Below are 23,563 nucleotides of genomic sequence, written 5' to 3'. Positions count from 1 at the left end.
GGCGGGGCCTGGTGTCGATCATTCAGCGGGTTGTACGAAGCCGGAGGTATTTTCGCGGCGTTCCTTGCCCGGAACCAAGACGGCCCAGATGAACATGAAGGCTGAAATCACCACCACGACGCCGGAGCCAAGGCGTATCCAGTAGAACAGCGCCAACTGGTCCTGCACGACCATGAAGCTTTCCCCCAGAACACGCTGCAGATGGGTCTGGACAACACCTGCGAAGGTGAGCGCAAAGGTCATCACGGACATGGCCGTGCACATGGCCCAGAAGCTCACCATGGAGAGCATCTGGTTGTATGGCGCTCGTCCACGCAGTTCGGGGATCGCATAGGCCATGACTGCGAGATTGAGCATGACATAGGCGCCGAAGAAGGCGAGGTGCCCGTGGGCGGCGGTAAGCTGCGTGCCGTGGGTATAATAGTTGACCGACGACAGGGTATGCAGGAAGCCCCATACGCCCGCACCGAAGAAAGCCATCACAGAACAACCGATAGACCAGAGAAGGGCAGCACGGTTTGGATGTTTGCGACCGGCCTTCCATGTCATCACGAAGGTAAAGATGACCATGGTGAAGAACGGAGCGACTTCCAGTGTCGAGAACAGCGAACCGATCCACTGCCAGTAGCCCGGTGCACCGATCCAGTAATAATGGTGACCTGTTCCAAGAATGCCGGAGAACAGGGCCAGGCCAACGATGACGTAGAGCCATTTTTCGACGACTTCACGGTCGATACCGTTGAGCTTTATCATCAGGAAGGCGAGGATCGACGCCATGATGAGTTCCCACACGCCTTCAACCCACAGATGGATGACATACCACCAGTAGAGCTTGTCGAGCGCGAGATTGATCGGATTGTAGAAGGCGAACAGGAAGAACAGCGCCAGCCCCCACAGACCGAACAAAAGGATGTTGGTCACGGTCGTCTTGCGGCCCTTGAGCGCCGTCAACGTGATATTGAACAGGAAGATCAGGCAGACGACGACGATGCCGACCTTGATGATGAATGGCTGTTCGAGAAATTCACGCCCCTCGTGAATATGGAACAGATAGCCGACAACAGCGATACCGGCCGCCACGAAGAACAGCCAGAACTGGATGACGGCGAGTTTGGTGCTGTAGAGCTCGGTTTCCGTTTCTTCCGGCAGCAGATAATAGGTCGAACCCATGAAGCCCATCAGCAGCCAGACGACCAGCGCATTGGTGTGGATCATGCGAACGATGTTGAAGGGCAGCAACTCGGAGAGCGTATTGGGCAGAACATAGATCGTACCGGCGAGAACGCCGAATGCGACCTGCGCGATGAACAGCACGAGTGCTCCATAGAAATAGAGCATCGCGACCTTTTGGCTTTCATATTTCATATCGTGTAACTCCGTTCATCCCGCGCTCAGCCTGCCTCGTTGGGCGGCCAGTCCTGCGTCTTGATGCGGCTGGTCCATTCGAGGAAATCAGCCAGATCGTTGAGTTCCTGTTCGCTCAGGTTGAACTGAGGCATCTGGCGACGCCCTTCGATCCCGGTAGGTTGTGCCTGCATCCAGGCTTTCATCGTCTCGCGTGCGCCTTCGGGGTCTTCTTCGCCGCCCCAGCGCTTCCAGACATTGCCAAGCTCGGGCGCAAAATAAGCGCCTTCGCCAAGCAGCGTGTGGCAATTGATGCAGGAGTTTTTCTCCCAGATGTGCTTGCCGCGCGCGACCGCTTCCGTCAGCGTGGATTCATCCGTGGAAGTCGTTTTCATGTAGTAGTGGCTGTGCGCTGTCAGCCCCACGAAGATCGCGAAAAAGAAAATAGACCCGCCGTAGAAGACGTTTCGAGCGCCGGTCTTGGTTAGGCGTTCTGCCATCCCTTCGTCCTTTCATCGGCCGAGGGACAAAGCCCCGGCAACAAATCCCCCGTCGATAATGTGGCTGGTCAATCCCCTCGCCAGCATCACGGGACAGGACTGTTCTATCGGTCAGGGGAAAGCCTTCTTTGCGATTTGGCAAATACCGACACTGTTGTTCAGAAGAGGGCTCGCACAATGATGGAACGCGCAAAAGCAAGCGTGAGCAAAACAGCAGGCCAGGCCAGCAGGGCAGGCTTCAATATGCCGTTGGTCCCTCGCATTTCCATGAAATCGAGAATAACGAACCAGCCTTTTGCAAATGCGAGGATCAACACGATGACGATGGCTACAAGCATTCCGGCGCTGGTGCCTGCGATGAATGCACCGCTTAGAGCGAGAAGAATCAGAATGACAAATGTGCGGGTCAGCGAGGGGTGGTTGCGATCGGACACTGCGGGCCTCAAGCCAGATAAAGAACGGGGAACATCACCAGCCATACGAGGTCGATGGCATGCCAGAGTGTCGTAATGAGGAGGACATTCGAGCGTGTCGGTCGCCATGCGACAAGAGCCAGTACGACCGAGCCGAACAACACATGCAAAAGGTGAAAACCGGTCAGGAGAAAATAAAGCTCGAAGAACGACCCCGTCGCTTCCTCGCCTGCAAACCGGATTTCATGCGAATACTCGACCAGTTTGATTGCCACAAAAATCAGGCCGAAAAAGGCGGCATACAAAAGTGGCCGGCGAGCCTGATTTATATCGTTGCGCCTGCGCATGGCTATCGCTGCCTGCCAGCCGCTCATTAGCAGCACGACGGTGTTGGTTGCAGCGAGGCCGGGGCTCAGATGCGCACGCAATTGCGCAACGCCTTCCACATTGATGATCGACATCACAATGAACGCAATCAGCAGGATTGCGAAGGCGATGAGTTCGCTCCACACGAGAATCCAGAGCAGAAGATCGTCTTCCGCGCGATCCTCTGAACTTATTGCAGCTATGGCTATTTCTTCGGTTCCAGACATGGAACATGCCTAGCGCCCGCAGTTCGGACCTTCTTTGCGTTTTGGCAAAGAAGAAATGTGCTGGCGACGACATTGTATGGTGGTAACAGCAAAGGACGTTTCAATGACGGATGCACAGATCGGACTCATGGTCGCCACGCCCGCGATCATCGGTTTCTCGCTGGTTCTCTATCGTATGGGGGCATTGCAGGGCGCGGGGACGCTATCCGCAGTTGCCGCTTCCATCGTGATTGCAGCCGTTCTTTTCCTCGGTCAGTAGGTCGGGGAGACAAAGCCATGGAAGCATCGTCAGTTTTGCACGCGGTTGATGTCAGTCGTCTTGAAACCCACCATCACGATTTGCTGGAGCTGTGTCTGCAGTTGGAAGAAATCGCCGGTGATCTCGAAACTGACGCTTCAATGGAGGAGTATCGGCGTATAGCCATGCTTATACCGCGCCTTGTCGGCGAAACCCATGCGCTCGAAGAAGAAGTTCTGTTTCCCGATTTCAGCCGACAGGCTCAGTCCCATTTTGCTACCGCTATCATTGAACGCCTGAAGGCAGAACATCGCTACGACCGGCTGGCCGCCGAGGAATTGTCGCAGACCCTGACGGCGATTGCAGAGCGCCGTTCCAGCCTCGCTTCCGACACCATTTCATATATGCTCCGTGGTTTTCTGGAGAGCGTGCGCCGCCATATCCTGTCGGAAAAGCTGATGATAGAAGCGTTGCTTGCAGCGAAATCCGAAGAACGGGAGGTTTTCGGATGACGCAAAGACGTTATCCGAATCTCTTTGGAAGAAAACCAGATTATCTAATTGTTTTTATTGTATTTTGATTGTTTTGTGCAGGGCGTTTTCCGTTTGGAGGTTCCCGTTTTCTGCTGACTTTATTGCTCGCCGTCGGCAAGCCGCCTCACACCCGACATGTTGAGAACGGTCAGTTTCTGGCGTCCGCCGCGAACGAAGCCTTGCGCTTCCCAGCTAGTGAGAATGCGTGACACTGTATGCAGCGTCGTTCCGGTCATTTCGGCGATATCCTGCTTCGTGATTGGAAAATCGATTCGAATACCGTCGTCTTCTTTTCGTCCGGCATGACGTGCAAGGCGCAGAACGGTGTGTGCGACACGCCGTTCCACTTCTTCCGTCGACATTTCACGAATACGCGTGTGGGCTTCTTCCAGCCTTTTGCCGATTGTCTGGATGGCGTTCATTGCCAGACCGGGATTCTGCTCGACAAAGTAATCCCAAAGCTCTGTCGGCCAGGCGAGCACAATGCTTTCCGCGACGGCGATCGCAGTGCCGGGATAATCGCTTCTCTGCAAGGCTCTGGCGAACCCGAAAAGATCTCCGGGATGCACCATGCGGACAATGATCTGCTGTCCGTCCGGTGTCACCTGATTGACCTTCAGTCGACCGTGCAGGAGGAGGTAGAAAAGAACCGCATCGTCGCCTTGTTCGAAGATGGCCTCTCCCGGTGGAACACGCTTTGTAGTTGCATAGGAAACAAGCTTGTCGAGTTCGCCATCACTCATTTTGGCGAACAAGGACAGTTTCCTGACAAGTCCGCGATCTATCATGGACATTGCGTTTCTCACACTCCAAAATCCTGCATCCACCTTAGCATAGCAATGCGGGCTTGGAATTGTTTTCGGGGCCGGGGATCGGGCATTCACAGTTAATCCCTCATGCGCCGATATTCTGGATGCGCTTCCACATCACAACATGCCAGCGATTGTCGCGGACCAGTCTGAAACCAAGATTATCAGGTGGGACTCCGACGCTGCATCCTCCGGTTTTCGGGTTGCGAATGAACGAGCTCATCGCCGCGCGGTGTTTGCCATTGACGACATAAACGCCGCATGAAGGCGTCTCGGCAACCTGCTTGCCGTAGGCATCGATATTGACGCGGCGGTGGCAGGTCTGGGTCCACTCCCACACATTGCCCGCGATGTCGGCCACGCCCAGTTCGTTGACACCGAATGCACCGGCAGGACGTCTGGCAGGGTTCCTGTCCAGTTTGCGGGCGCTTTGTTTTTCATAATCCCTCAGCCAGCGCAGTGCCGGATTGGTTGCAGCATCGTCCTCGACGCCGAGCGCATCGTCGGGAAAGCGCGAGCCAGCGGCGAAAGCCCATTGCTCGTCCGTGGGCAAGTGCCAGATTTCGCCGGTTTTTCGCGAAAGCCAGTCCGCATAATTTTGCGCGTCATCATAGCTGACGCCAACTATGGGAGCATCTGCAGCGGATGCATCGTGATTGTGTGGCAAGGTCTCGGCAGGCTGGCAGCCGCCATCAGCGACGCAACGTTCGTAATCGGTCGTGCTGACCTGATACTTCATGATCTCGAATGCCCGCTGCAGTTTGCTGGTGATCAACGGGGCATCGACAGGATAATTGTTCTTCTGAAAATCGCCATCCGCCCGATAAGTCATGGTGCGCGGCGCGATGACAATCGTCTCGGGACCGACAGGTGATGCACCGGGAATTGCGTGGTCTGGTCGCCCGACGGCGTCAACGACAAACAACCCCGCGACGACTGCCAGCACAACCGCCGGAACGGCTACGGCAAGATCACGCAGGCATTTTTTTCCTCTGCCTTCGTTCATCGGATATCGAGGGAGTGCATCCATCCGGGAGGCAGATGGATGCAGCCCAAGCCTTTCTTCGTAAAGCACGATTCAGGGAAGGTTTGCGGAAGGCACCCTGGGAGTTGAGGCGCCTCCATGCATTCGCTTTACGTGCCGGATGGCGCGAGAACCGATGTCATCAGATCGTCGTTCCATTCACCCGTGACCTTGAAATGGGCCGCAGCGCCGAGTTCAAAGGCCTCGATCAGATTATGGTTCACATAGGCATAGATGCCGGGCTGCTGGAACGTATAGAAAGCTGCTCCGGCCGCGCCGCCCGGAATGAACCAGGTTTCCTGATCGACATCCGGCGGCGTGTTGAACTTGCCGGTCGCCCAGACATAATCCCCGTGGCCTCCGATCAGATGCGGTCTCGTATCGCGGTTGGCCTGCGAATGGACGATCAGGACTTTCTCGCCGACCGCTGCCGTCATGGCCTTGTCGCCGGTCAGTGCACCAACAGCGCCGTTGAACACGACATGGGTTGGGGTGAGGGTGCGCATGACCTTGACCGTGTCTTCATATGCGTCACCGGGCGCATCATATTTCTTGAACTTCCCGTCCTCGTCACGCGGTACATAGAAATCCTGTTCGCCGACATAATAGATCTTGTCATAGGTCAGGGCTTTTCCCTTGCCATCATGCAGGCCCTCGCGTGGCAGCACCATGATTGCACCGTTCATGCCCGATACGACGTGCCATGGAACCATTCCGGGAGGTGCGCAGTGGTAGACGAAGACGCCAGGTTTCGTCGCCTTGAAGCGCAGTATGGTTTTCTCGCCCGGATTGATTTCAGTCAGTCCGCCGCCGCCCAACGCACCCGTCGCCGCGTGGAAGTCGATATTGTGCATCAGCGTGTTGGTTTCGGGGTTGATGAGGGTCAGTTCAAGATAATCATCCTGATGCACGACCATGAGCGGTCCCGGAACGGTGCCATTAAATGCCATGGCGTGAACTTCGGTCCCCGCATCATCGATGACGATCTTCTTTTCCTCAATCACCATGGTGAATTCGATCACTTTGGGTCCGCCTTCTGCAACCTGACTATGGGCATGCACGAAGGGAGGGTCTACCAACTCCACTTTCTGGCGCGGGAGTGCCGCTATTTCTGCTGCACTTGCCTTCCTCACCGCGCCTTGTCCCCAGGCGGATGTGGTTGCCAGAACCGGCGCAAGCGCTCCGGCGAGGGCGGCTCCTGCCAATATGCTGCGGCGGCTGATTTGCATCTGGTCGACCATCGATACTCTCCTTTACGATAGGACCGAGCATTTCCTGCTCTGTCATGCCGATCATAGAAAGAGATGTTTCGATGGTCCTTGACTGCGATCAAGGTGATGCGGAAAGTTCAGTAATATTAATTGTTAAATATCAATGAGTTAAGTTGGTTGCTTGACATGTGTTCTGCTTTATTTGCGCTGGAACAAAGGCTGAAACGAAGAGGTTCGATCAAAAGTGAAGCCAGCGAACAGATCAGTTCCGTTCGCTGGCTTTGGTGATTGGCGTATAGGGCGCTTAGAGTGCGAACCGCGCTTGCACTTCAGGCATTGCCATTTCCGGAATCCACTCCGGTTCGTAGGTCAGTTCGACATTCACCGCACGGACACCTTCAACAGTTTCGGCGCTGGCACGAACGGCATCGGTGAGAAAACCCGCTGCCGGGCAGCCGGGTGTCGTCGTCGTCATGCTGATATCGACATTCCCGCCATCACCAATGTCGATGCTGTAGATCATGCCGAGATCAACAAGGTTGAATCCGAGTTCAGGATCAAGCACCAGACGGAGGCTTTCGATGATCTGCTTTTCCATATGGGCATGTGTTTCGTGTTGCATGACAATTACCTCGCGTCTCCAACGCGGATCATTATACGATAGGTGATGCCGGTCTCGTCGAAGTTGCCGACCCACTCGTGACCGCGGTTTTCGAGTTCGGGGAAGAGGAACAGAGGCTCGCGGTGCAGCAGGGCGAACAGAACCGCACCGGCAGGCATGTCTTCCACCTCGGCAAGTATGCGCACCATCGGCTCAGGCGGCTGCATGTCCGTACAATCGAGATAGCGCGATGGCTCTGGCCAGACATCCGGCGAAACAACATTGTCCGAGAACCGCAGTTCAGGAGCGGCATCGATCACCGGAGTAAAAAGCACCTGCCAGTCACCATTCTCCAGCGGTTCGGGCTTTGCGGAAAAGCCTTTCCGCTCCATGACGCTGAAAAGCGGCGCTGGCTTGAACGGCGCGACCAGCAGAAGACTTTGTCCCGGCGAAAGGTTGTCGATTGCTTCCATGATCGCATTGAATGGTTCCACGCCGCCCTTGATCAGCGGGCGTACGTCCAGTACGTGGTGCGAGATGTCCTGAGCTGAGACTGTCATTTCGATCTCCTGAGAATTGGTTCGCCGGCATAGATAAGATGCGGCAGGGTCGCCCCTTTTGGCAGACGTAAGCCGTCCGGTACATCCAGAAGCCGTCGGGCGCGGAAGAAGTGCACGATCAATGCAAGGATCGCTACGAGATTCAAGGTCGAGGCCAAACGAAACGCGACCGGGTAACCAGTAATCAAAGCCAGCGTCGCAACTGCAACGCCGGTATAATAAAGAGCGAACCATTGTCGTGCGCGGCGTTCGCTGACCATATCCTGCACGCGCGGTGTCGGTGCACGTCCCATGACGGGGCCATAACATTCGAGCCAGGTCAGAAACGGTACGATCTTGTAGAGCTGGGCAAGGCTGAGGCCCGTTAGCCATCCAAAGGTGAACAGATAGACGAGGGCAGCAGTCATCGCATCGGAGGTGCCCGTCCAGAACAGGGCAATTGCCAGAAGGAGCGAGAACCCGAGCGCGATGAAGGCGGGAATACTGGCGGCGCTGTTCAGCTCGATCGTCTTGCGTTTGCGTTGCCGGTAGATCGCATGAATATCAATAATATAGAGTGCGATGCAGGCGATGCCGGGAACAAGCGCCGCCGTGACGGCGATTTCGACCGATCCCACTCCTAACGCGACAACGATTATTCCGGCAGCGAGGATGGTCAGAGCCGCAGCGCCTTCCCACCATATGATTCTGGTGGTCTGCCGCACGGCATCTGGCGACAACATGAACATTGTCAGCAGTCTGTAGCTTACACCCATCGCGGTAAAGGTCATCCAGCCGCCAAGGCCAAGCGCGGCGTGAACTGGCAATGCCGCTCCGGCAATCTGGAGCAGAGCGAGTTGCTCGGTGAAACCGGAAAGCACAAAGGTAAAAATGCTGCCAAGCAAAGCCGTTATCAGAAGGCAGCATATGCCTGCCGCAACGAACCGGGCGGGCAGGGTGACTGGACGAGCGAGCCAGAGCGTCGTGCCCAATATGGCGAAAATGGCGGAAAATCCGCAGGTCAACAGGAAGCCCGAGGCCGGGAGCAACCATACCGGGCTGTTTGTCAGCCCAGCCATACCTGCAAAGGCAACGAGCAGGCCGGACAGGCCCGTCACGACTAGAAGCAGGGCGGGGAGGCTTGCTCGGCTTCCCCACAGAGATCTGTTCACCAGAACCGGCACGAACTGCAGGAGCGCTCCGCTCATGAGCAGGGCGAGCCAACCGATGCCTATAGCATGCACGACTATGAGTGTTTCGGCCGCGCGAATTCCATGACCCGGAAAGCCGAAACCACCTGCCATCAGGGCAAGTCCAAAGACGAGGAAAGCCAGCGAAGCGGCAAAGTAGGAGAGGGTCCAACGGGAAAGCGTCGCGCCGATCATCTCAATTCGTCCCGGACGTTGTGCCTATAAGACTTCAGTGTTTGCCGCAGGTGCATTCATGGTCAGCGCCATGATGGCCTTTTCGGCGACCGATCTCGACCCGCCACAGCGGACCTGTTTCCTTGTAAACCCACGAAAATGTGCCCGGATTGCGGGTTTCAAGCTGATGGCGCAGCGGCTCTGGATCGTGATCGTTGATGATTTCCAACACTTCACCGGGGGCGAGCGAATCGATCATTGAGAAGATCGTCGCATGTCGCGAAATGGGCGGTATGGTGCGAACATCGATTACTGGGGATAGTGAGACAGGTTCTGCCGACATCATATTGTTCCGTGGCTGTCAGGCTTCGAAGCATGATGACGACAGCCGCATCATCATTCGAGCCATTCTAGAACGACAGGCACAAAGCGGATTTGTTGTATCTCAAAGAAGACCGGAATTTTCTGGCTTCCTGTTCGGAAGAAAAGTGGTGTTACGGAAATTGCCAGCGAAAGTGGGATGCCTGTTGTCAATGTGATTGGAGCGCTTCGCCCCATCCTCAAGCACTGGCTGGCTGCAGAAATTGAGGCAGTAACGCTTGAACCCACTGTCGGACGCCGGTTTAACGAGCAGTAATGTAAATCCCTGCACTATGGATTGTTAGAGCGCAGGGATTACAATCTGAAGGGGCCTACCAGGATTCAAATGAAGCCCGGTAGTGTTTTCTCCTTCATCAAGGTTGTTTAGTTGTCAGCTCCGAAAGCGTCGAAATCAAAGTATTTATCGTTGATTTCCTTATACTTTCTGTTGACGCGGATCGCTTTGATCGCTTCGTTGAACTTAGCGATCAGTTCCGGACGTCCCTTCTTGATGGCAGCTCCAACGCCTGCTCCGTGATATTCTGAAACGGGCGGATATGTGCCGACCATTTTGCAGCAGGCCCCTTCCGGTGTCTTAAGCCATTCCGCAAGGGACACACTGTCATCATTAATGGCGTCAAGACGTCCGTTCACGAGATCCAGTTTGAATTCCTGAGAGGTTGGATAAGCCTTTACCGTGCTATCGGTAAAGTAAGCCTCTGCATAATTTGCATGGGTCGTCGATCCCTGCACGCCGATGGTCTTGCCAGCAAGATCGTCCTTGGAGACGCCGTTGATTTTCGCATCCTTCAATGCCACCATTCCCGGAGGCGGGTTGAAGTATTTATCGGAGAAATCGACTTGCTTCTTTCGCTCCTCGGTGATCGACATAGAAGCCAGAAACGCATCAAACTTCCCCGATTGTATGGCGGGAATAGCACCATCCCAATCCTGGGCGACAAATTCACATTGCGCTTTCATCTGATCGCAGAGCGCTTTGGCGATCTCAACCTCAAATCCGGCAACCGTGCCATCCGCCAATTGGTAGTTCATTGGTGGATTGGCGCCCTCTGTACCAATGATTAGTTTCATTGGCTCATCGCTGTGAGCAATGCCTGCTCCTAAAGATAGCGCCATCGCGATTACTGATGGTGTTACTGTTGCAATTTTCAAGTATTTCATGATTTCCTCCCGTGTTGTTGAAATTTGAAAATAAAAGAAAATTTTTGAATAAATTTATATGCTTATACTTTTGTTACTCTTCTGATTTGAAGTATTCTATTGCATGCTGCGCATACAGGGCGGCCCCTCTGAAGAGCACCTCTTCATCAATGTTGAATCTTGGATGGTGGTGGGGATAGATGGCGCCGATCTTTTCATTGCGCACACCGATGAAAGCAAAGACACCTGGATAGACGTTCAGGAAGTCGGCGAAGTTCTCTGACGCCATTATCGTATTGAAGCTGATGCAGTCCTTTTCCAGACCAAGAGCCTGAATGGCGCGCCGCGCAACATTACTGCATGCAGGATCATTGGTCACTGCCGAAACACCACCGCTGAACCTGATTTCAGCGCGTGTCCGAAACGCATCAGCCGTACTGGCTACAGTCCGCTTTAGCGCTTCTTCAAGATAGCTCATCGTTTCGGGTCGCGTTGCACGCATGGTGCCTGAGACCCTGACACTATCTGGAATAACATTGTCTGCATTGCCGCCGCAGATACTTCCAAAAGTTAATGCGACAGGTTCAGTCGGGTCAAATTCACGACTAACGAGTGCGGCACAATTCATGATAATCGCTGCAGTCGCGATGATGGGGTCGACGCCCCTGTTCGGATAGGCGCCGTGTGTTCCAATGCCATGGATCGTCAGGTCGATGGATTGCCCTGCCGCCATTCGAGGGCCTGCTTCAATGGAGATTTTGCCGGTCTCCAACTCAGACCAGAGGTGAATGCCCAACACGCTCTCAACACTGTATTCTGCGAGTTCTTGCAGAATGTCTTCCGTTCCCTCGCCAACTTCCTCAGCCTGTTGGAAGCATAACTTGACTGTCCCATGAAGCTGATCGCGCACTTGGACAAGTACGCGCGCCGCTCCCAGCAACATGGCGACATGCCCGTCATGACCGCAGGCATGCATCACGCGAGGCACGTCAGATCTGTATTCCAGATGAGGGTTGTCTTCTTCTATTGGCAACGCATCCATATCGGCACGCAAAGCGATAACCCGCTCGCTTTGCGTACCAACTATAGTTGCCACGATTCCAAACTCTCCAACCTGAGTATATGGGACGCCGATCGCATCAAGCTCTTTCCTGATACGCGCAGACGTGCGCTTTTCATTCAAGGAAAGTTCCGGATGTCTGTGAAATTCCCTGCGCAGTTCGCGCATATAATTCTGCTCGTTCTGAGCCAGTTCCAACGTTTTCAGTTCCGCCCCCGCGCTATTTGTTGTCGTCATCATTATTCGATGATCTTGCCCGTCGCATTTTGTTCCCGGCTTGCAATCGAAGCTGTCATATCTCCTGGCTCACTTCACCCGGTAAAATGTCGGCTCGGCAGACACCTTGCCGAAATCTGCCGTCATATTGTCGGCTGCATGCACCCGCGACCGATGAAGTGCTTGACGGTCAGGCACAAACGACGCTCGTGGATTAGCGGCGACTTCGTTTCTGGTGAAATCCGTCCACACGCCTGGCATTGATCAATTAACGAAGCTGCGCGTGGAGCAGCAATTCCAGCGGGTCGGAAGCTGCATGCAAACCTTCTCATGGACTTTCAAGGTAAGTGCGTGCGAGAAAAACCGAAGGAAAAACCGGTCGGAAATTAAGACTTGGATTTTTCTCGGGAAAATATCTTGTTTCTTCCCGCGATAAAGCTAATCATCGACCGCAGTTTCTTTGATGCTGAAGAAGAAAATCGATCATTGCTAAAAGGAGGTGAAAGTTCATGACCTCGGTGAAGCAGCGTATGATTCAATTTACGTTGATGTTGGGCCTGTTCTTCCTGGGCCCTCTGAATGTTTCACATGCCCAGTTTCTGGATTCTTTTAAAGCCCGAAATACAGTCACGGCGGATGCCATAACCCGGACGCCGGTCGGAACCCGTGTGGTGCTTACCGGTTCGATCAAAAGCAATGCGAGAAGAGCCCAGTATGTTTTTCAGGATCACACCGGAAGAACGCGAGTTCGAATAGAGCGGGAAGTCTGGCGCGGAAGAGAAATAAATACCAAGAACAAAATTGAAATTCGGGGGCGTGTCGAAAACGATGTCAGGGGCAGATTTATCGACGTATATTACTTCAAGATACTCAAGTAGCCTTTTTGGATAACTGATTCAATCGGGAGTTGCTATGTTTCGACTGGGTGGAAAATATCAGCATTTCATTCACGGTGACGGCTGTGGTTGCTCCAGCCCGATATTACAACAGGTTTCCCGACGACTGGACCGATTGTCACGACGACATTTTCTTGCAGGTGCAGCCGCGACTGCAGCGGCGGCGATGGTTGCGGACCGTTCTTATGCGCAGTCACCCAAAATTCTTCTGACGCGGGCGCGGCTCTTCGACGGGAAAGCGGATTCACTTAAGTCCGGTGTGCAAGTTCTGGTCGATGGCAACCGCATCGCGGCGGTCGATACGACAAACAGTGCTCCGCCAGATGGGGCAATGGTTATCGACTGCGGCGACCGCGTGCTGATGCCGGGTCTGATCGACGCGCACTGGCATGCCGTTTACGCCGCGGTTCCGCTGCCGGTTCTTCTGGAGGGAGATCTGGGCATAATTTTCGCAGCGTCCACGGCAGAGGCGGAACGCACGCTTCTGCGCGGCTTTACGACGGTGCGTGATCTGGGAGGGCCGACTTTTTCGTTCAAGCGTGCGATCGACACGGGGATTATCGCTGGCCCGCGCATTTTTCCGGCAGGCGCGATGATAACGACGACTGGTGGACATGGTGATCTCAGACTACCAACGGAAATTCCACGCGATGGCGGCAGACTCAGTACTGGCGAGCTGATTGGAGCTGCGGCAATCGTCGATGATGCTGGCGACCTGAAGATGCGTGTGCGCGAGCAGTTGTTGCAGGGTGCATCGCAGATCAAGATCGTAGCTGGCGGTGGTGTATCTTCGCCACGCAGTCCGCTGGATATGTCGACATTCAGCGAGGATGAAATTCGCGCTGCGGTCGATGTGGCAAAGGACTGGAACACCTATGTCACGGTTCATGCCTATGCATCGAATACGGTTCAGAGGTCTATCAGAGCGGGTGCTGCATGTGTCGAACATGCGCATCTGATGGATGAAGAAACTGCGCGTATGTTCGCGGAGAAGAATGTCTGGCTGAGCATGCAGCCTTTCCTGACCATGGACGATGCGGCCTCACAAACGGGCCCCGGTGCCGAACGCATTCAACAGCTTTTTGCCGGTACGCCAAGGGTTTATGAGTTTGCTCGCAAATACGGGATCAAGACCGCCTGGGGCTCCGATGTTCTGTTCTCGCCTGCATTGACCCCGCGCCAGAGTTTCATGCTGACCCATTTGAGTCAGTGGTATTCGAACGCGGATGTTCTCCGCGCAGCAACATCGGTCAATGCCGAGCTGCTGGAGCTTTCCAATTTGCGCAATCCTTATCCCGGCAAGCTCGGTCTCGTCGAACCTGGGGCTTTTGCCGATCTTCTGGTTCTGAATGAGAATCCGCTCGATGATATCCATGTGCTTGAAAAGCCGGAACAGACGCTGGCGGTCGTCATGAAAGATGGCAGGATTCACAAGAATACCCTGAGAACATAATTTGATTTCGCCTGTTGGAGGTGGGGAGGTTTTATGCCGAAAGCCAGCAATGCAGCCCTGATCCTGATTACAGGATGCGTCTTGATTGCATTGCTCTATTACGGCAGGGCAGTGTTCGCGCCGGTCGCCTTTGCGCTATTTATTATTATGCTCGTTTGGCCGGCGCAAAGTGCTCTTTCATCAATCATGTCACGCTATCTCGCATTGGCCGTCACGTTTCTTCTGGTGGTATTGCTTTTGCTCGGGTTCGGATGGTTGATCGCATGGACCGTCGGGCAGGTGGGGCGTCGCATATTGATCGACGCGGTTCGATATCAGCTCTTATATGAGCAGATTCAAATGTGGCTTGATGCGCATGGCATAGCGACTTCAGTTCTTTGGTCTGAAAATTTCAGCGTGAGCTGGGCACTGCGGACACTTCAATCGATAGGTAGCCGCCTCAATAATACGTTCAGCTTCTGGCTCGTGGCGCTGGTCTATGTTCTGCTGGGCCTTGCGGAAACCGAGGAGTTTCGCTCGCGGATCAAGCAGTTGAAAAACGAGTCCGCCGCAAATAGGTTTCTTCAGGCTAGTCGGTCAGCAGCCGCAAAAATTCGGTTCTACATGCTGCTCAGGGGGGTGATGAGCCTTGCCACGGGTTCCCTTGTCTGGCTTCTGACCCGTCTGATTGGATTGCCGTTCTCCGAAACATGGGGATTTGTCGCGTTCATCCTGAATTTCATTCCTTTTCTTGGCCCCCTTGTCGCTACACTTTTCATTACCGCATTCGCGTTCACGCACCTCGCCGATTGGCAGTGGGTGCTTGCCCTCTTTGTCGGGTTGAACGTCATACAATCTGTCATCGGAAGTGTGATCGAGCCTCGGCTGACCGGTAAGACACTTTCCCTGTCGCCGTTTGCAACGCTCTTTTCCGTGTTCGCGTGGGGCTCGCTTTGGGGCGTCTTCGGAGCCTTTATCGGAGTGCCAATCACTATCGTTAGTTTGACTTTCTGCGCGCAATATTCCTCTACGAGCTGGTTCGCCGAAATATTCGGCTTTTCCCGTGAATAACGCTGAAAGTTCTTTGATCGAAGAACCAGTGACCGGGCTGCAAACCGGATAGCTTGACCTTTCAAGATGCGGCCTATGTAATATCTGATAAAGGCATAATCAAAATGGGAAGGATATTTCAATGAGGATGATCCTGTACAGCGTCTTGACGATGGCCGTAATTGGCGCCACCGCCAGCGGGTGCACGACAGATGAACGAAGAACAGCCGGCTATGGTGTTGGCGGCGCCGCGATTGGCGGGCTTGCCGGAGCTGCCATTGGAGGTGACACGCGTGGCGCGCTAACCGGCGCAGCTATCGGTGCAGCGGCAGGTACGCTGGTTGGCGTGGCTCAAACCCGTAACGGCGTTCAGTATTGCCGCTATCGCGATCAGCACGGCCGTGTTTATGAAGCGCGTTGTCGCTGAGGCACGTCGCCCACAAGTCTGAACCAGTTTTGAGATAAAGACATGCTGCTTCAGTATGTCTACACTCAATTTTTGCATTTGTTATTTGGAGCGCCTTTCGATCAACTTGTATCTGCGGGCGTTCCAAAAGCTTGTTTGGAACGCATCCCGAAAAGTGTGAAACGGTTTTCGGGATGTGTGTCCAAACAAAAAATAATAGAGCGCAGATCTGATCCATTCAGATCGAAACGCGCTCTAATTGGCGTTTTTCCGACCGTTTTACCTTTATCTGGAGGCGTTCGCTTGTGACGCCAATCACGAAATTGGCGAACAGGTTCGGCTGGTGAGTTGTGGTTCTTTGTTACTTGGAGGGAAGCATGAAGCTACATTCGGTCGCCGCTATTCTCGCATTCACTGCCATCTTTACCATTGGAACTGTTGCCGAGACGGTTCCTGCTTTCAGTCAGAGCCATTCGGTTGTCGTTGGAACACGGATCAATAACGGTCACAGAATACGATGTGCCGAAGGTGTTCGACTGCTGAGAATGCGCGGTTTTCGCAATGTTCGCGCGTTGGATTGCCGTGGCAGCCATTTTCTTTACCGGGCTGATCGGTCCCGCAGAACCTATGATGTGACCGTGCGGGCCAGAGACGGAAGAATTACGAATGTTCGCACCGTAAGATGGCGCCGCTGATCTATGTGACAGCGTCATTTCGGGCTTAGAGGAAAGGAAAACAATAGTGTCGGAACTGGTTGTAATTGGATTTGATACCGTGGGAGAGGCGGATGCCGTTCTTCTGAAGCTCAACCAGCTTCAAAAGGAATATCTTGTCGATCTTGAGGATGCGGTGATTGTCGTGCGGGATGAACAGGGCAAGGTTCATCTCAAGCAGAAATACAATCTGCCAGCCGTGGGTGCCGGATCGGGGCTGCTTTCCGGAGCGATATGGGGCGGACTGGTGGGGCTTATTTTTCTCAACCCACTTGCCGGTATGGCTCTTGGCGGCGCAGTCGGTGCTGGTGCCGGAGCTTTGTCGGGCTCGCTGACCGATTATGGTATCGACGACAAGTTCATCGTGTCGCTTGGCGAGACGATCCCGGAAAATTCATCCGCCTTGTTCGTTCTTCTGCGCAAGATTCAATGGGACAGGGTTATGGCCGATTTCCCCGACCTGCGCGGCAGGGTCTTGAAAACGTCCTTGTCTCTCGAGCAGGAGCAGCGCCTCAAGGAAGCGCTCGAAGGAGCGTTGCCGACAACCTCATAGTATGGCGTTGCCAGAAAACCGTGCATGCGAAACCATCGCGACCAGGCTGCCGTGCTGCGTCGATTTTCGAGCGAGGATATGAGTTGAAGCAAGTTTTCATCCTCGCTTTTGTTCTGCTCATCGTAGCAGGATGCGCTGGTAACAGGGCTGTCACCGGTCTGGGAACAGATGTCGTCGACCGGGCGCATTCCAGAGCGGTGGTTCCGTTCACGGTTGCAACGGTGCGGGAGAGAGTAGGCGATCCGAGTATCGCTTATTCCCGCAACAGATCCGAAGTATTGAACTTCTCGACCATCGACGTGCATATTCCTGAAACGCACCGTCCGGGCACTGTTGAAACTGCATCGGTCAAGCCTGATCCCCGAAGGAATTTTATAGCCTCTAACTATGCCCCGTTGCCGGATCGACAGGCAATGATCGCAGAGCTGAACCGGCGTCTGGCAAGCCGCCCGGCGTCGCAGCGCGAAATCTTCATTTTCGTCCACGGCTACAACAACAACTTTGCCGAAGGACTGTTCCGCAACGCCCAGATTGTTCACGATTATGATGTCTCTTCGGTGCCGATCCATTTTTCATGGGCGTCTGCCGCGGCATTTACGCGATATCTCTATGATCGTGACAGCGCGATCATCGCACGCAGGGGACTGGCAGAAACACTTGAACTGGCGGCGCAGACCAATGCCAATGGCATTGTCATCGTTGGGCATTCGATGGGCGCGGTCGTCGTCATGGAAGCATTGAGAACTCTATCTGGAAATAAACGCCGCAATGTATTGCAACGTATCAAGGGCGTTCTGCTTGCAGCTCCTGATCTCGATCCTGACCTCTTCCGCAGCCAGATTGACGACATTGATTATCTGCCCAAACCTTTCACGATTGTCGTATCGCGGCGTGATCGGGCTCTCGATATTTCTCGCAGGCTGGCAGGAGGGGAGCCGCGGGTTGGCAGCGGCTTTGACATCGCTTTCCTGCAGAACAAGAATATTCAGGTTCTTGATATTTCCCAAGTCGATAGCGGTGGTCATACCCTGTTCGCAAGCTCAGATACGCTGATCAAGTTCCTGGGTTCAGGCTATCTGCTGCGCAGGCTTATTACTGACGAATATGCAGGCATGGACGACACTTTCATCGCTGCCGGTCAGGGTACATTTGAGCAGGCCTCCCTGGCTCTTCATCTGCCAGCGCGCGTGATCGATCGCTTGGGTGCTCGCTAGAGAACATCCTTTGCGAAGGGCTCCGGTCCGTCGATTGTCCAAGGAGTGAATGTTTTATCCAGGTTGATGATAAGCCGGACCATGCTTCTATAAGGCTCGTCGTTGAAGCAAGTTGATAGTGCATCAATCAAGTCTCTAATTGAACTTGTCGTTATTGATCTGTCGGGTTATTCTGCCGAAATATTACGATCTGCCTTGGTTTTATTGTTCGACATCGATAGCGTATCGAAATTTTCGGCAACTCAAAGGTGGCAATCATTGATGAGCACGGGTTGGCATGCCGAGCTTGAACTGCGGTTCGAGCATAATCGTGAAGCGACGCGGCTCATGCGGCGGCGTCACGTGGGGCCGCTTGCGGTCCAACAACCCTTCTATCCTGAGAAGGATGGCAGCGCTCATGTCTATCTTCTTCATCCGCCGGGCGGTGTCGCTGGCGAAGATGTCCTTGATATTTCTTGTTTTTTAGGTCGCAGCGCCAGAGCCGTTCTCACAACGCCGGGCGCGACCAAATTCTATCGCAGTCAGCGGGGCCAAAGTACGCAGACGACAAGGATAAAAGTGGGTGAGGGCGGCGTATGCGAATATCTCCCGCAGGAAACAATTGTTTTTGACGGCGCCAGGGCCTCCATTCGCACCCATGTCTCCCTGAGCGGAGATGCGGTCTATCTGGGTTGGGACATTATTTGCCTTGGTCGGCCTGCCTGTCAGGAAAGCTTCGACACGGGGGAAGTCCGCCAACGGATCGAAATATTCAGGGACGGAAGGCCGATCTGGTTTGAACAGTTTCGCCTTCATGGTGCTGATCCGGCGATGAATGCCGCCTTTGCGTTCCGCGCCAAACCGATTGTCGCGACGATGGTTTATGCCGGACCGGCGGACGAGAACGCGGTTCACCTTATTCGCGAAACGCTAGGTGAATCAGCCAGCAACCTGTTCTCTGTGTCGCGGCTCGAACGGGTGATTGTCTGTCGCTATCTCGGCGGGCGGATGTCTGAAGCCAAGACGCTGTTTCGCAAAGCCTGGGAAGTTCTGCGCGAAGCCGGACTAGGGAAACCGGCGGCTGCACCGCGCATCTGGGCAACATAATCGACTTTGGAGAGGGTCTACAAATGGAACTATTGCCACGTGAGAAGGACAAACTTCTGATTTTCACCGCAGCATTGGTGGCAGAGCGACGCAAGGCCCGGGGGCTGAAACTCAACTACCCGGAAGTTGTGGCCTATATCTCTGCCGAAATTCTGGAGGGAGCCCGGGACGGTAAGACTGTTGCGGAACTCATGTCCTACGGAGCGACCCTTCTCACGCGTGATGAAGTGATGGAGGGCGTGCCTGAGATGATCCACGACATCCAGGTGGAAGCCACGTTTCCGGACGGCACCAAACTGGTGACCGTCCACAATCCCATTCCGTAGGGCGTTTCCTGAATCATAGGAAACACTCTGGCTTTTGTTTTGCGCGCATCTTGTTCCGAAAGCCGTTTCACACTTTTCGGGATGCGCTTCAGGAGACGATCATGATACCGGGTGAATATTTCATCGAAGACGGGTCGATCGACCTCAATAACGGTCGCGAAACCCGCACCATCGCCGTTGAGAACACGGGCGACAGGCCGATCCAGGTTGGGTCGCATTATCACTTCTATGAAACGAATGAGGCGCTTGTCTTCGATCGGGAAAAAACGCGTGGTTTCCGGCTCAATATTCCGGCCGGGACTGCGGTGCGTTTCGAGCCGGGGCAGGATCGCGAAGTCGAACTGGTTGCACTGGATGGTGACCGGGAAGTCTACGGCTTCAACGCAAAAATCAACGGGAAGCTTTAGGAGGGACAGATGGGGACGATTACGCGTCAGGCATATGCTGATCTTTATGGCCCGACAAAGGGTGACCGTCTGCGTCTGGCAGATACAGAGCTCATCATCGAGGTCGAGGAAGATCGCTGCATCTATGGCGAGGAAGTAACCTTTGGCGGTGGCAAGGTCATCCGTGACGGGATGGGGCAGGGACAGCGTCCCTCTGCCGAAACAGCCGATCTGGTCATCACCAATGTCATCATTCTTGACTATTGGGGTATCATCAAAGCCGATGTCGGCATCAAGGATGGTCGTATCTCGGGGATCGGCAAGGCTGGTAATCCCGATATTCAGCCCGGCGTCAATATTGTCGTTGGACCTGCGACTGATGTAATCGCCGGTGAGGGCAAAATTCTCACTGCCGGCGGCATCGATACGCATATTCACTTCATTGCGCCTCAGCAGGCCGAAGAAGCTCTCGCCAGCGGCACAACAACTTTGGTCGGCGGCGGAACGGGACCAACGGTTGGCACGCTCGCAACCACGGTGACGCCGGGGCCATGGGCGATCCATCGTATGCTGGAGGCTGTGGAAGCGCTTCCGATCAATGTGGGATTGTTGGGCAAAGGCAATGCAAGCATGCCCGAACCCCTTCGTGAGCAGATCAGAGCTGGCGCTGTCGGTCTGAAGCTGCACGAGGACTGGGGTACCACACCAGCGGCCATCGACAATTGTCTGAACGTTGCCGACGAAGAAGATATTCAGGTGGCCATCCATACGGATACGCTGAACGAAAGCGGGTTCGTCAAAGATACATTCGCTGCCATGAAGGGCAGGACCATCCACAGTTTCCATACGGAAGGTGCTGGCGGCGGTCATGCGCCCGATATCATTACGGCGGCAGGCGAAGAAAATATCCTGCCGTCCTCAACCAATCCGACCCGTCCATACACCATCAACACAGTCGATGAACATCTCGATATGCTGATGGTCTGTCACCATCTCAGCCCGAAAATCCCCGAGGACGTGGCATTCGCGGAATCCCGTATCCGGCGCGAAACCATTGCCGCCGAAGACATTCTCCACGATCTCGGCGTGTTTTCGATGATGTCGTCTGACTCTCAGGCGATGGGCCGCATCGGTGAGACGACGCTACGCTGCTGGCAAACGGCCCATAAGATGAAGGTACAGCGCGGTCCGCTGAGCCAGGATAGCAGCCGGAACGACAATTTCCGCGCCAAGCGTTATGTTGCTAAATACACGATCAATCCCGCCATCACCCACGGGTTTGCCCATGAGATCGGCTCAATCGAAGTCGGAAAACGGGCCGATCTGGTGTTGTGGAAGCCGGAATTTTTCGGCGTGAAGCCGAGCCTCGTGATGATCGGCGGCATGATTGCGATTGCACCAATGGGCGACCCGAACGCATCGATCTCGACGCCCCAGCCGGTTCATTACCGGCCAATGTATGGAGTATTGGGGCGGGCGCTTGGTTCCACTGGCGTCACCTTCGTTTCGAAAGCAGCACTGGATGACGGCATCGGCGAGAAGCTGAAACTCAGCAAGCAACTGGTTGCCGTGAAGGGCATCCGGACGATCCGCAAGAAGGACATGATCCATAACGGGCTTACACCCAAGCTGGAGGTCGATCCGCAGAGCTATCAGGTGCGGGTAGATGGCGAACTGATCACCTGCGAACCGGCCGACATTCTGCCGATGGCACAGCGCTATTTTCTGTTCTAGTCAGGATTGCGAAAGAAGGGGAATAAATCCATGCAGCTCAATGCCTTGCAGGATCATCCTTCTCTGGGGTTTGTCGACTGGACGCTGCGCGGTATCGGGCAGGTGGTGTTCCAGAACAACCCTCTGTCGGGGCTGGTCATTTTGTTCGCCATTTTGGTCAATTCCTGGATTTATGCCGTCATCTGCGTGCTTGGCGTTGTCGCCAGCACGCTGACGGCAATCATCCTCAAGGCTGACAGGGGGCTTATCCGGGATGGTTTGTTCGGGTTCAATGGGGCCTTGGTCGCCCTTGCGCTGATCGCATTCACCAGTGCAGATTTTCGCAGCGGTGCCGTGCCGTCGCCGGCTATGACGGTCTATCTCATTTTCGGCGCAGCTTTTTCAACCATGGCCTTCGCCAGTATCGCTGCGCTTCTGGGGCCAAACAAGGTTGCGCCTTTGACAATGCCATTCGTGCTGGTCGGCTGGCTCTTTCTGTTCGCAATTCTCAAGTTCGACGCCATAGATGCCGGTCCGATGGCAAAACCGGTTTCGCCAGAACAGTTTTCCTATGTGGTCCCTTATGTTCTTCCGACCTGGTATATGGGGATCGGCACGGCCATCGGTCAGATATTCTTTCAGGATAACTGGATCACCGGTTACATCATCCTTGCCGGTATCGCGATCCATTCCCGGATAAGCGCACTGATGGGACTCCTGGGAGCGGTAACGGGGGCCGTGGTTGCCGCCGTATTCGGAGGTCCGGAAGGGGCCATTCGCGACGGACTGTTCGGTTATAACGCGGCATTGACTGCAATTGCCCTTGGCGGCTTCTTCCTTGTTTTTAGCTGGGGCAGTTTCCTTTACGCCATCTTTGGTGCCGTCGTGGCCACATGGCTATGGGCTTCGGTCGCCATATTCCTGAAACCGATTGGTATGCCGGTTCTGACCTCGACATTCGTGCTGGTCACCTGGGTCATGCTGATCGGACAATATGCTTTCAAGGCGCTGGTGCCCGTCGCTCCGGCCGAAGCGACGTCTGCGGAAGAAAATCTCAGGCGATATCAGGAAACGCTTCACTCACGACCGGAATAGTCGGCTGTATTGTGTCTCGTGCCAGGCGCTCGCCATGGCCATTGCGGGAGCGGTGTTGCCGATTTCGTCGTCATTCAGCGTACGAGCCTTTTCGACAGCCCGTTCAATCTTCGCAGCTCCGGCGATGAGTATCCTCTGTCCTGCCGTATGCCCGAGCGGGACGAGACGGATTGCTGCCATGATCTGACTTTCAACCACGCTCCACATGAGGCCGCGCAGTGCATCGACGGGCGCGACATCCCAGTTACGTGCTGCGATCGCAAAGGCTGCCGGATAGGTGGCACGTTGTTCCGATGCGAAGTTTCGTGCTCGCTCAACACCAAGCTCCGACAGCAATGTGAGCAAGGATTCGCCCATGCGGCGATCTTCCAGTTCGAGCTCACTACTTTCGCGACTTGCTGCAAGCCAGTCGTTCAGGCGGTAGAATTCAGCTTGATCGTTTCGCATCAGCGCCGAAATCATCCGCCAGAAAATTGCTCCGTCAAGTGCAGCGTAACTGTGCTCCAGAAGGCCGAGTACCCAATCGGCGCAGCTTTCCTCGTTTGTAACGATACTCGCGTGGACGGCCCATTCCAGTCCGCGCGAATAGGAAAATGCGCCAACGGGTTGGCTGGGGCTGACAAGCCGCATGAGGTGCAACATGGGCAGCGCCGGAGATTGCATATGCAACTCCGGTTCCGACCCATTATTTTCAGTATCAGCCTGGGGATGTCTCGTTGAATGATCC

Annotated in this window: 27 protein-coding genes; 13 read left to right on the top strand and 14 right to left on the bottom strand. The window is 54.6% G+C overall.

Going from position 1 to position 23,563, the window contains the following annotated elements:
* Window positions 1-18 precede the first annotated feature (18 nt).
* The 4 genes from ACYSN1_RS02560 to ACYSN1_RS02545 form a co-directional block, all read right to left on the bottom strand.
* Window positions 19-1,365 (bottom strand): cbb3-type cytochrome c oxidase subunit I, encoded by a 1,347-nt coding sequence (locus ACYSN1_RS02560; protein WP_461724274.1) that lies wholly within the window; start codon window positions 1,363-1,365, stop codon window positions 19-21.
* Window positions 1,366-1,391: 26 nt separating this feature from the next.
* Window positions 1,392-1,844: a c-type cytochrome gene (locus tag ACYSN1_RS02555; protein ID WP_140019727.1), complete on the bottom strand. Its 453-nt coding sequence runs from the start codon at window positions 1,842-1,844 to the stop codon at window positions 1,392-1,394.
* Between the two features lie 158 nt (window positions 1,845-2,002).
* Window positions 2,003-2,323, bottom strand: coding sequence for a cytochrome C oxidase subunit IV family protein (locus ACYSN1_RS02550; RefSeq protein WP_461724273.1), 321 nt, complete (start codon window positions 2,321-2,323; stop codon window positions 2,003-2,005).
* Entirely contained in the window at window positions 2,287-2,850 is a 564-nt protein-coding gene (locus tag ACYSN1_RS02545) for a cytochrome c oxidase subunit 3 family protein (RefSeq protein WP_461724272.1), read from the bottom strand. The genes ACYSN1_RS02550 and ACYSN1_RS02545 overlap by 37 nt, the downstream gene beginning before the upstream one ends.
* Before the next feature lie 103 nt (window positions 2,851-2,953).
* On the opposite strand from ACYSN1_RS02545, the gene ACYSN1_RS02540 reads away from it, so the two are divergent.
* Window positions 2,954-3,109 (top strand): hypothetical protein, encoded by a 156-nt coding sequence (locus tag ACYSN1_RS02540; protein WP_010660610.1) that lies wholly within the window; start codon window positions 2,954-2,956, stop codon window positions 3,107-3,109.
* A 17-nt stretch (window positions 3,110-3,126) separates the two neighbouring features.
* Window positions 3,127-3,600, top strand: a complete 474-nt coding sequence (locus ACYSN1_RS02535; RefSeq protein ID WP_140019724.1) for a hemerythrin domain-containing protein — start codon at window positions 3,127-3,129, stop codon at window positions 3,598-3,600.
* Between the two features lie 119 nt (window positions 3,601-3,719).
* On the opposite strand, the gene ACYSN1_RS02530 is transcribed toward ACYSN1_RS02535, so the two are convergent.
* From ACYSN1_RS02530 to ACYSN1_RS02490, 9 genes are all read right to left on the bottom strand, one after another.
* Window positions 3,720-4,415, bottom strand: coding sequence for a Crp/Fnr family transcriptional regulator (locus ACYSN1_RS02530; RefSeq protein WP_461724271.1), 696 nt, complete (start codon window positions 4,413-4,415; stop codon window positions 3,720-3,722).
* 100 nt (window positions 4,416-4,515) lie between these two features.
* Window positions 4,516-5,436: an SUMF1/EgtB/PvdO family nonheme iron enzyme gene (locus tag ACYSN1_RS02525; RefSeq protein WP_461724270.1), complete on the bottom strand. Its 921-nt coding sequence runs from the start codon at window positions 5,434-5,436 to the stop codon at window positions 4,516-4,518.
* A gap of 128 nt (window positions 5,437-5,564) precedes the next feature.
* On the bottom strand, window positions 5,565-6,695 hold the full coding sequence (nirK, locus tag ACYSN1_RS02520; RefSeq protein WP_461724269.1) for a copper-containing nitrite reductase: 1,131 nt from the start codon (window positions 6,693-6,695) through the stop codon (window positions 5,565-5,567).
* Between the two features lie 274 nt (window positions 6,696-6,969).
* Window positions 6,970-7,287 (bottom strand): metal-sulfur cluster assembly factor, encoded by a 318-nt coding sequence (locus ACYSN1_RS02515; RefSeq protein WP_461724268.1) that lies wholly within the window; start codon window positions 7,285-7,287, stop codon window positions 6,970-6,972.
* Window positions 7,288-7,292: 5 nt separating this feature from the next.
* Window positions 7,293-7,826: a DUF2249 domain-containing protein gene (locus tag ACYSN1_RS02510; protein ID WP_461724267.1), complete on the bottom strand. Its 534-nt coding sequence runs from the start codon at window positions 7,824-7,826 to the stop codon at window positions 7,293-7,295.
* A complete protein-coding gene (locus ACYSN1_RS02505) occupies window positions 7,823-9,190 on the bottom strand; it encodes a hypothetical protein (RefSeq protein ID WP_461724266.1) in 1,368 nt (455 codons plus the stop codon). The genes ACYSN1_RS02510 and ACYSN1_RS02505 overlap by 4 nt, the downstream gene beginning before the upstream one ends.
* Before the next feature lie 34 nt (window positions 9,191-9,224).
* The gene (locus ACYSN1_RS02500; protein ID WP_461724265.1) at window positions 9,225-9,512 is read right to left on the bottom strand and encodes a DUF2249 domain-containing protein; all 288 of its coding nucleotides are present in this window, start codon (window positions 9,510-9,512) and stop codon (window positions 9,225-9,227) included.
* Between the two features lie 401 nt (window positions 9,513-9,913).
* Window positions 9,914-10,711: a transporter substrate-binding domain-containing protein gene (locus tag ACYSN1_RS02495; RefSeq protein WP_461724264.1), complete on the bottom strand. Its 798-nt coding sequence runs from the start codon at window positions 10,709-10,711 to the stop codon at window positions 9,914-9,916.
* 73 nt (window positions 10,712-10,784) lie between these two features.
* Window positions 10,785-11,990 (bottom strand): M20 metallopeptidase family protein, encoded by a 1,206-nt coding sequence (locus ACYSN1_RS02490; protein ID WP_461724263.1) that lies wholly within the window; start codon window positions 11,988-11,990, stop codon window positions 10,785-10,787.
* A gap of 485 nt (window positions 11,991-12,475) precedes the next feature.
* On the opposite strand from ACYSN1_RS02490, the gene ACYSN1_RS02485 reads away from it, so the two are divergent.
* The 11 genes from ACYSN1_RS02485 (at window position 12,476) to ACYSN1_RS02435 (ending at window position 22,836) form a co-directional block, all read left to right on the top strand.
* The gene (locus ACYSN1_RS02485; RefSeq protein WP_461724262.1) at window positions 12,476-12,844 is read left to right on the top strand and encodes a YgiW/YdeI family stress tolerance OB fold protein; all 369 of its coding nucleotides are present in this window, start codon (window positions 12,476-12,478) and stop codon (window positions 12,842-12,844) included.
* A gap of 34 nt (window positions 12,845-12,878) precedes the next feature.
* On the top strand, window positions 12,879-14,315 hold the full coding sequence (locus ACYSN1_RS02480) for a metal-dependent hydrolase family protein (protein ID WP_461724261.1): 1,437 nt from the start codon (window positions 12,879-12,881) through the stop codon (window positions 14,313-14,315).
* A gap of 33 nt (window positions 14,316-14,348) precedes the next feature.
* A complete protein-coding gene (locus ACYSN1_RS02475) occupies window positions 14,349-15,365 on the top strand; it encodes an AI-2E family transporter (RefSeq protein WP_461724260.1) in 1,017 nt (338 codons plus the stop codon).
* Between the two features lie 121 nt (window positions 15,366-15,486).
* Window positions 15,487-15,771, top strand: coding sequence for a glycine zipper 2TM domain-containing protein (locus ACYSN1_RS02470; RefSeq protein ID WP_140019712.1), 285 nt, complete (start codon window positions 15,487-15,489; stop codon window positions 15,769-15,771).
* A 720-nt stretch (window positions 15,772-16,491) separates the two neighbouring features.
* Entirely contained in the window at window positions 16,492-17,016 is a 525-nt protein-coding gene (locus ACYSN1_RS02465) for a DUF1269 domain-containing protein (protein WP_461724259.1), read from the top strand.
* 83 nt (window positions 17,017-17,099) lie between these two features.
* The gene (locus ACYSN1_RS02460; RefSeq protein ID WP_168436526.1) at window positions 17,100-18,230 is read left to right on the top strand and encodes an alpha/beta hydrolase; all 1,131 of its coding nucleotides are present in this window, start codon (window positions 17,100-17,102) and stop codon (window positions 18,228-18,230) included.
* 261 nt (window positions 18,231-18,491) lie between these two features.
* Window positions 18,492-19,316 carry an urease accessory protein UreD gene (locus ACYSN1_RS02455; protein WP_461725256.1) on the top strand — a complete coding sequence of 275 codons (825 nt, stop codon included), beginning with the start codon at window positions 18,492-18,494 and terminating at the stop codon, window positions 19,314-19,316.
* 23 nt (window positions 19,317-19,339) lie between these two features.
* Window positions 19,340-19,642, top strand: coding sequence for an urease subunit gamma (ureA, locus tag ACYSN1_RS02450; protein ID WP_021584970.1), 303 nt, complete (start codon window positions 19,340-19,342; stop codon window positions 19,640-19,642).
* A gap of 101 nt (window positions 19,643-19,743) precedes the next feature.
* A complete protein-coding gene (locus ACYSN1_RS02445) occupies window positions 19,744-20,049 on the top strand; it encodes an urease subunit beta (RefSeq protein WP_105541606.1) in 306 nt (101 codons plus the stop codon).
* Between the two features lie 9 nt (window positions 20,050-20,058).
* Window positions 20,059-21,762 carry an urease subunit alpha gene (gene ureC, locus ACYSN1_RS02440; RefSeq protein WP_461724258.1) on the top strand — a complete coding sequence of 568 codons (1,704 nt, stop codon included), beginning with the start codon at window positions 20,059-20,061 and terminating at the stop codon, window positions 21,760-21,762.
* A gap of 30 nt (window positions 21,763-21,792) precedes the next feature.
* Entirely contained in the window at window positions 21,793-22,836 is a 1,044-nt protein-coding gene (locus ACYSN1_RS02435; RefSeq protein WP_461724257.1) for an urea transporter, read from the top strand.
* On the opposite strand, the gene ACYSN1_RS02430 is transcribed toward ACYSN1_RS02435, so the two are convergent.
* Window positions 22,822-23,499: an urease accessory protein UreF gene (locus ACYSN1_RS02430; RefSeq protein WP_210296024.1), complete on the bottom strand. Its 678-nt coding sequence runs from the start codon at window positions 23,497-23,499 to the stop codon at window positions 22,822-22,824. The genes ACYSN1_RS02435 and ACYSN1_RS02430 overlap by 15 nt on opposite strands.
* Between the last annotated feature and the right edge of the window lie 64 nt (window positions 23,500-23,563).

The sequence above is a fragment of the Brucella sp. LJL56 genome, from assembly GCF_054871705.1.
This window is presented reverse-complemented; position numbering and strand designations above follow the sequence as displayed.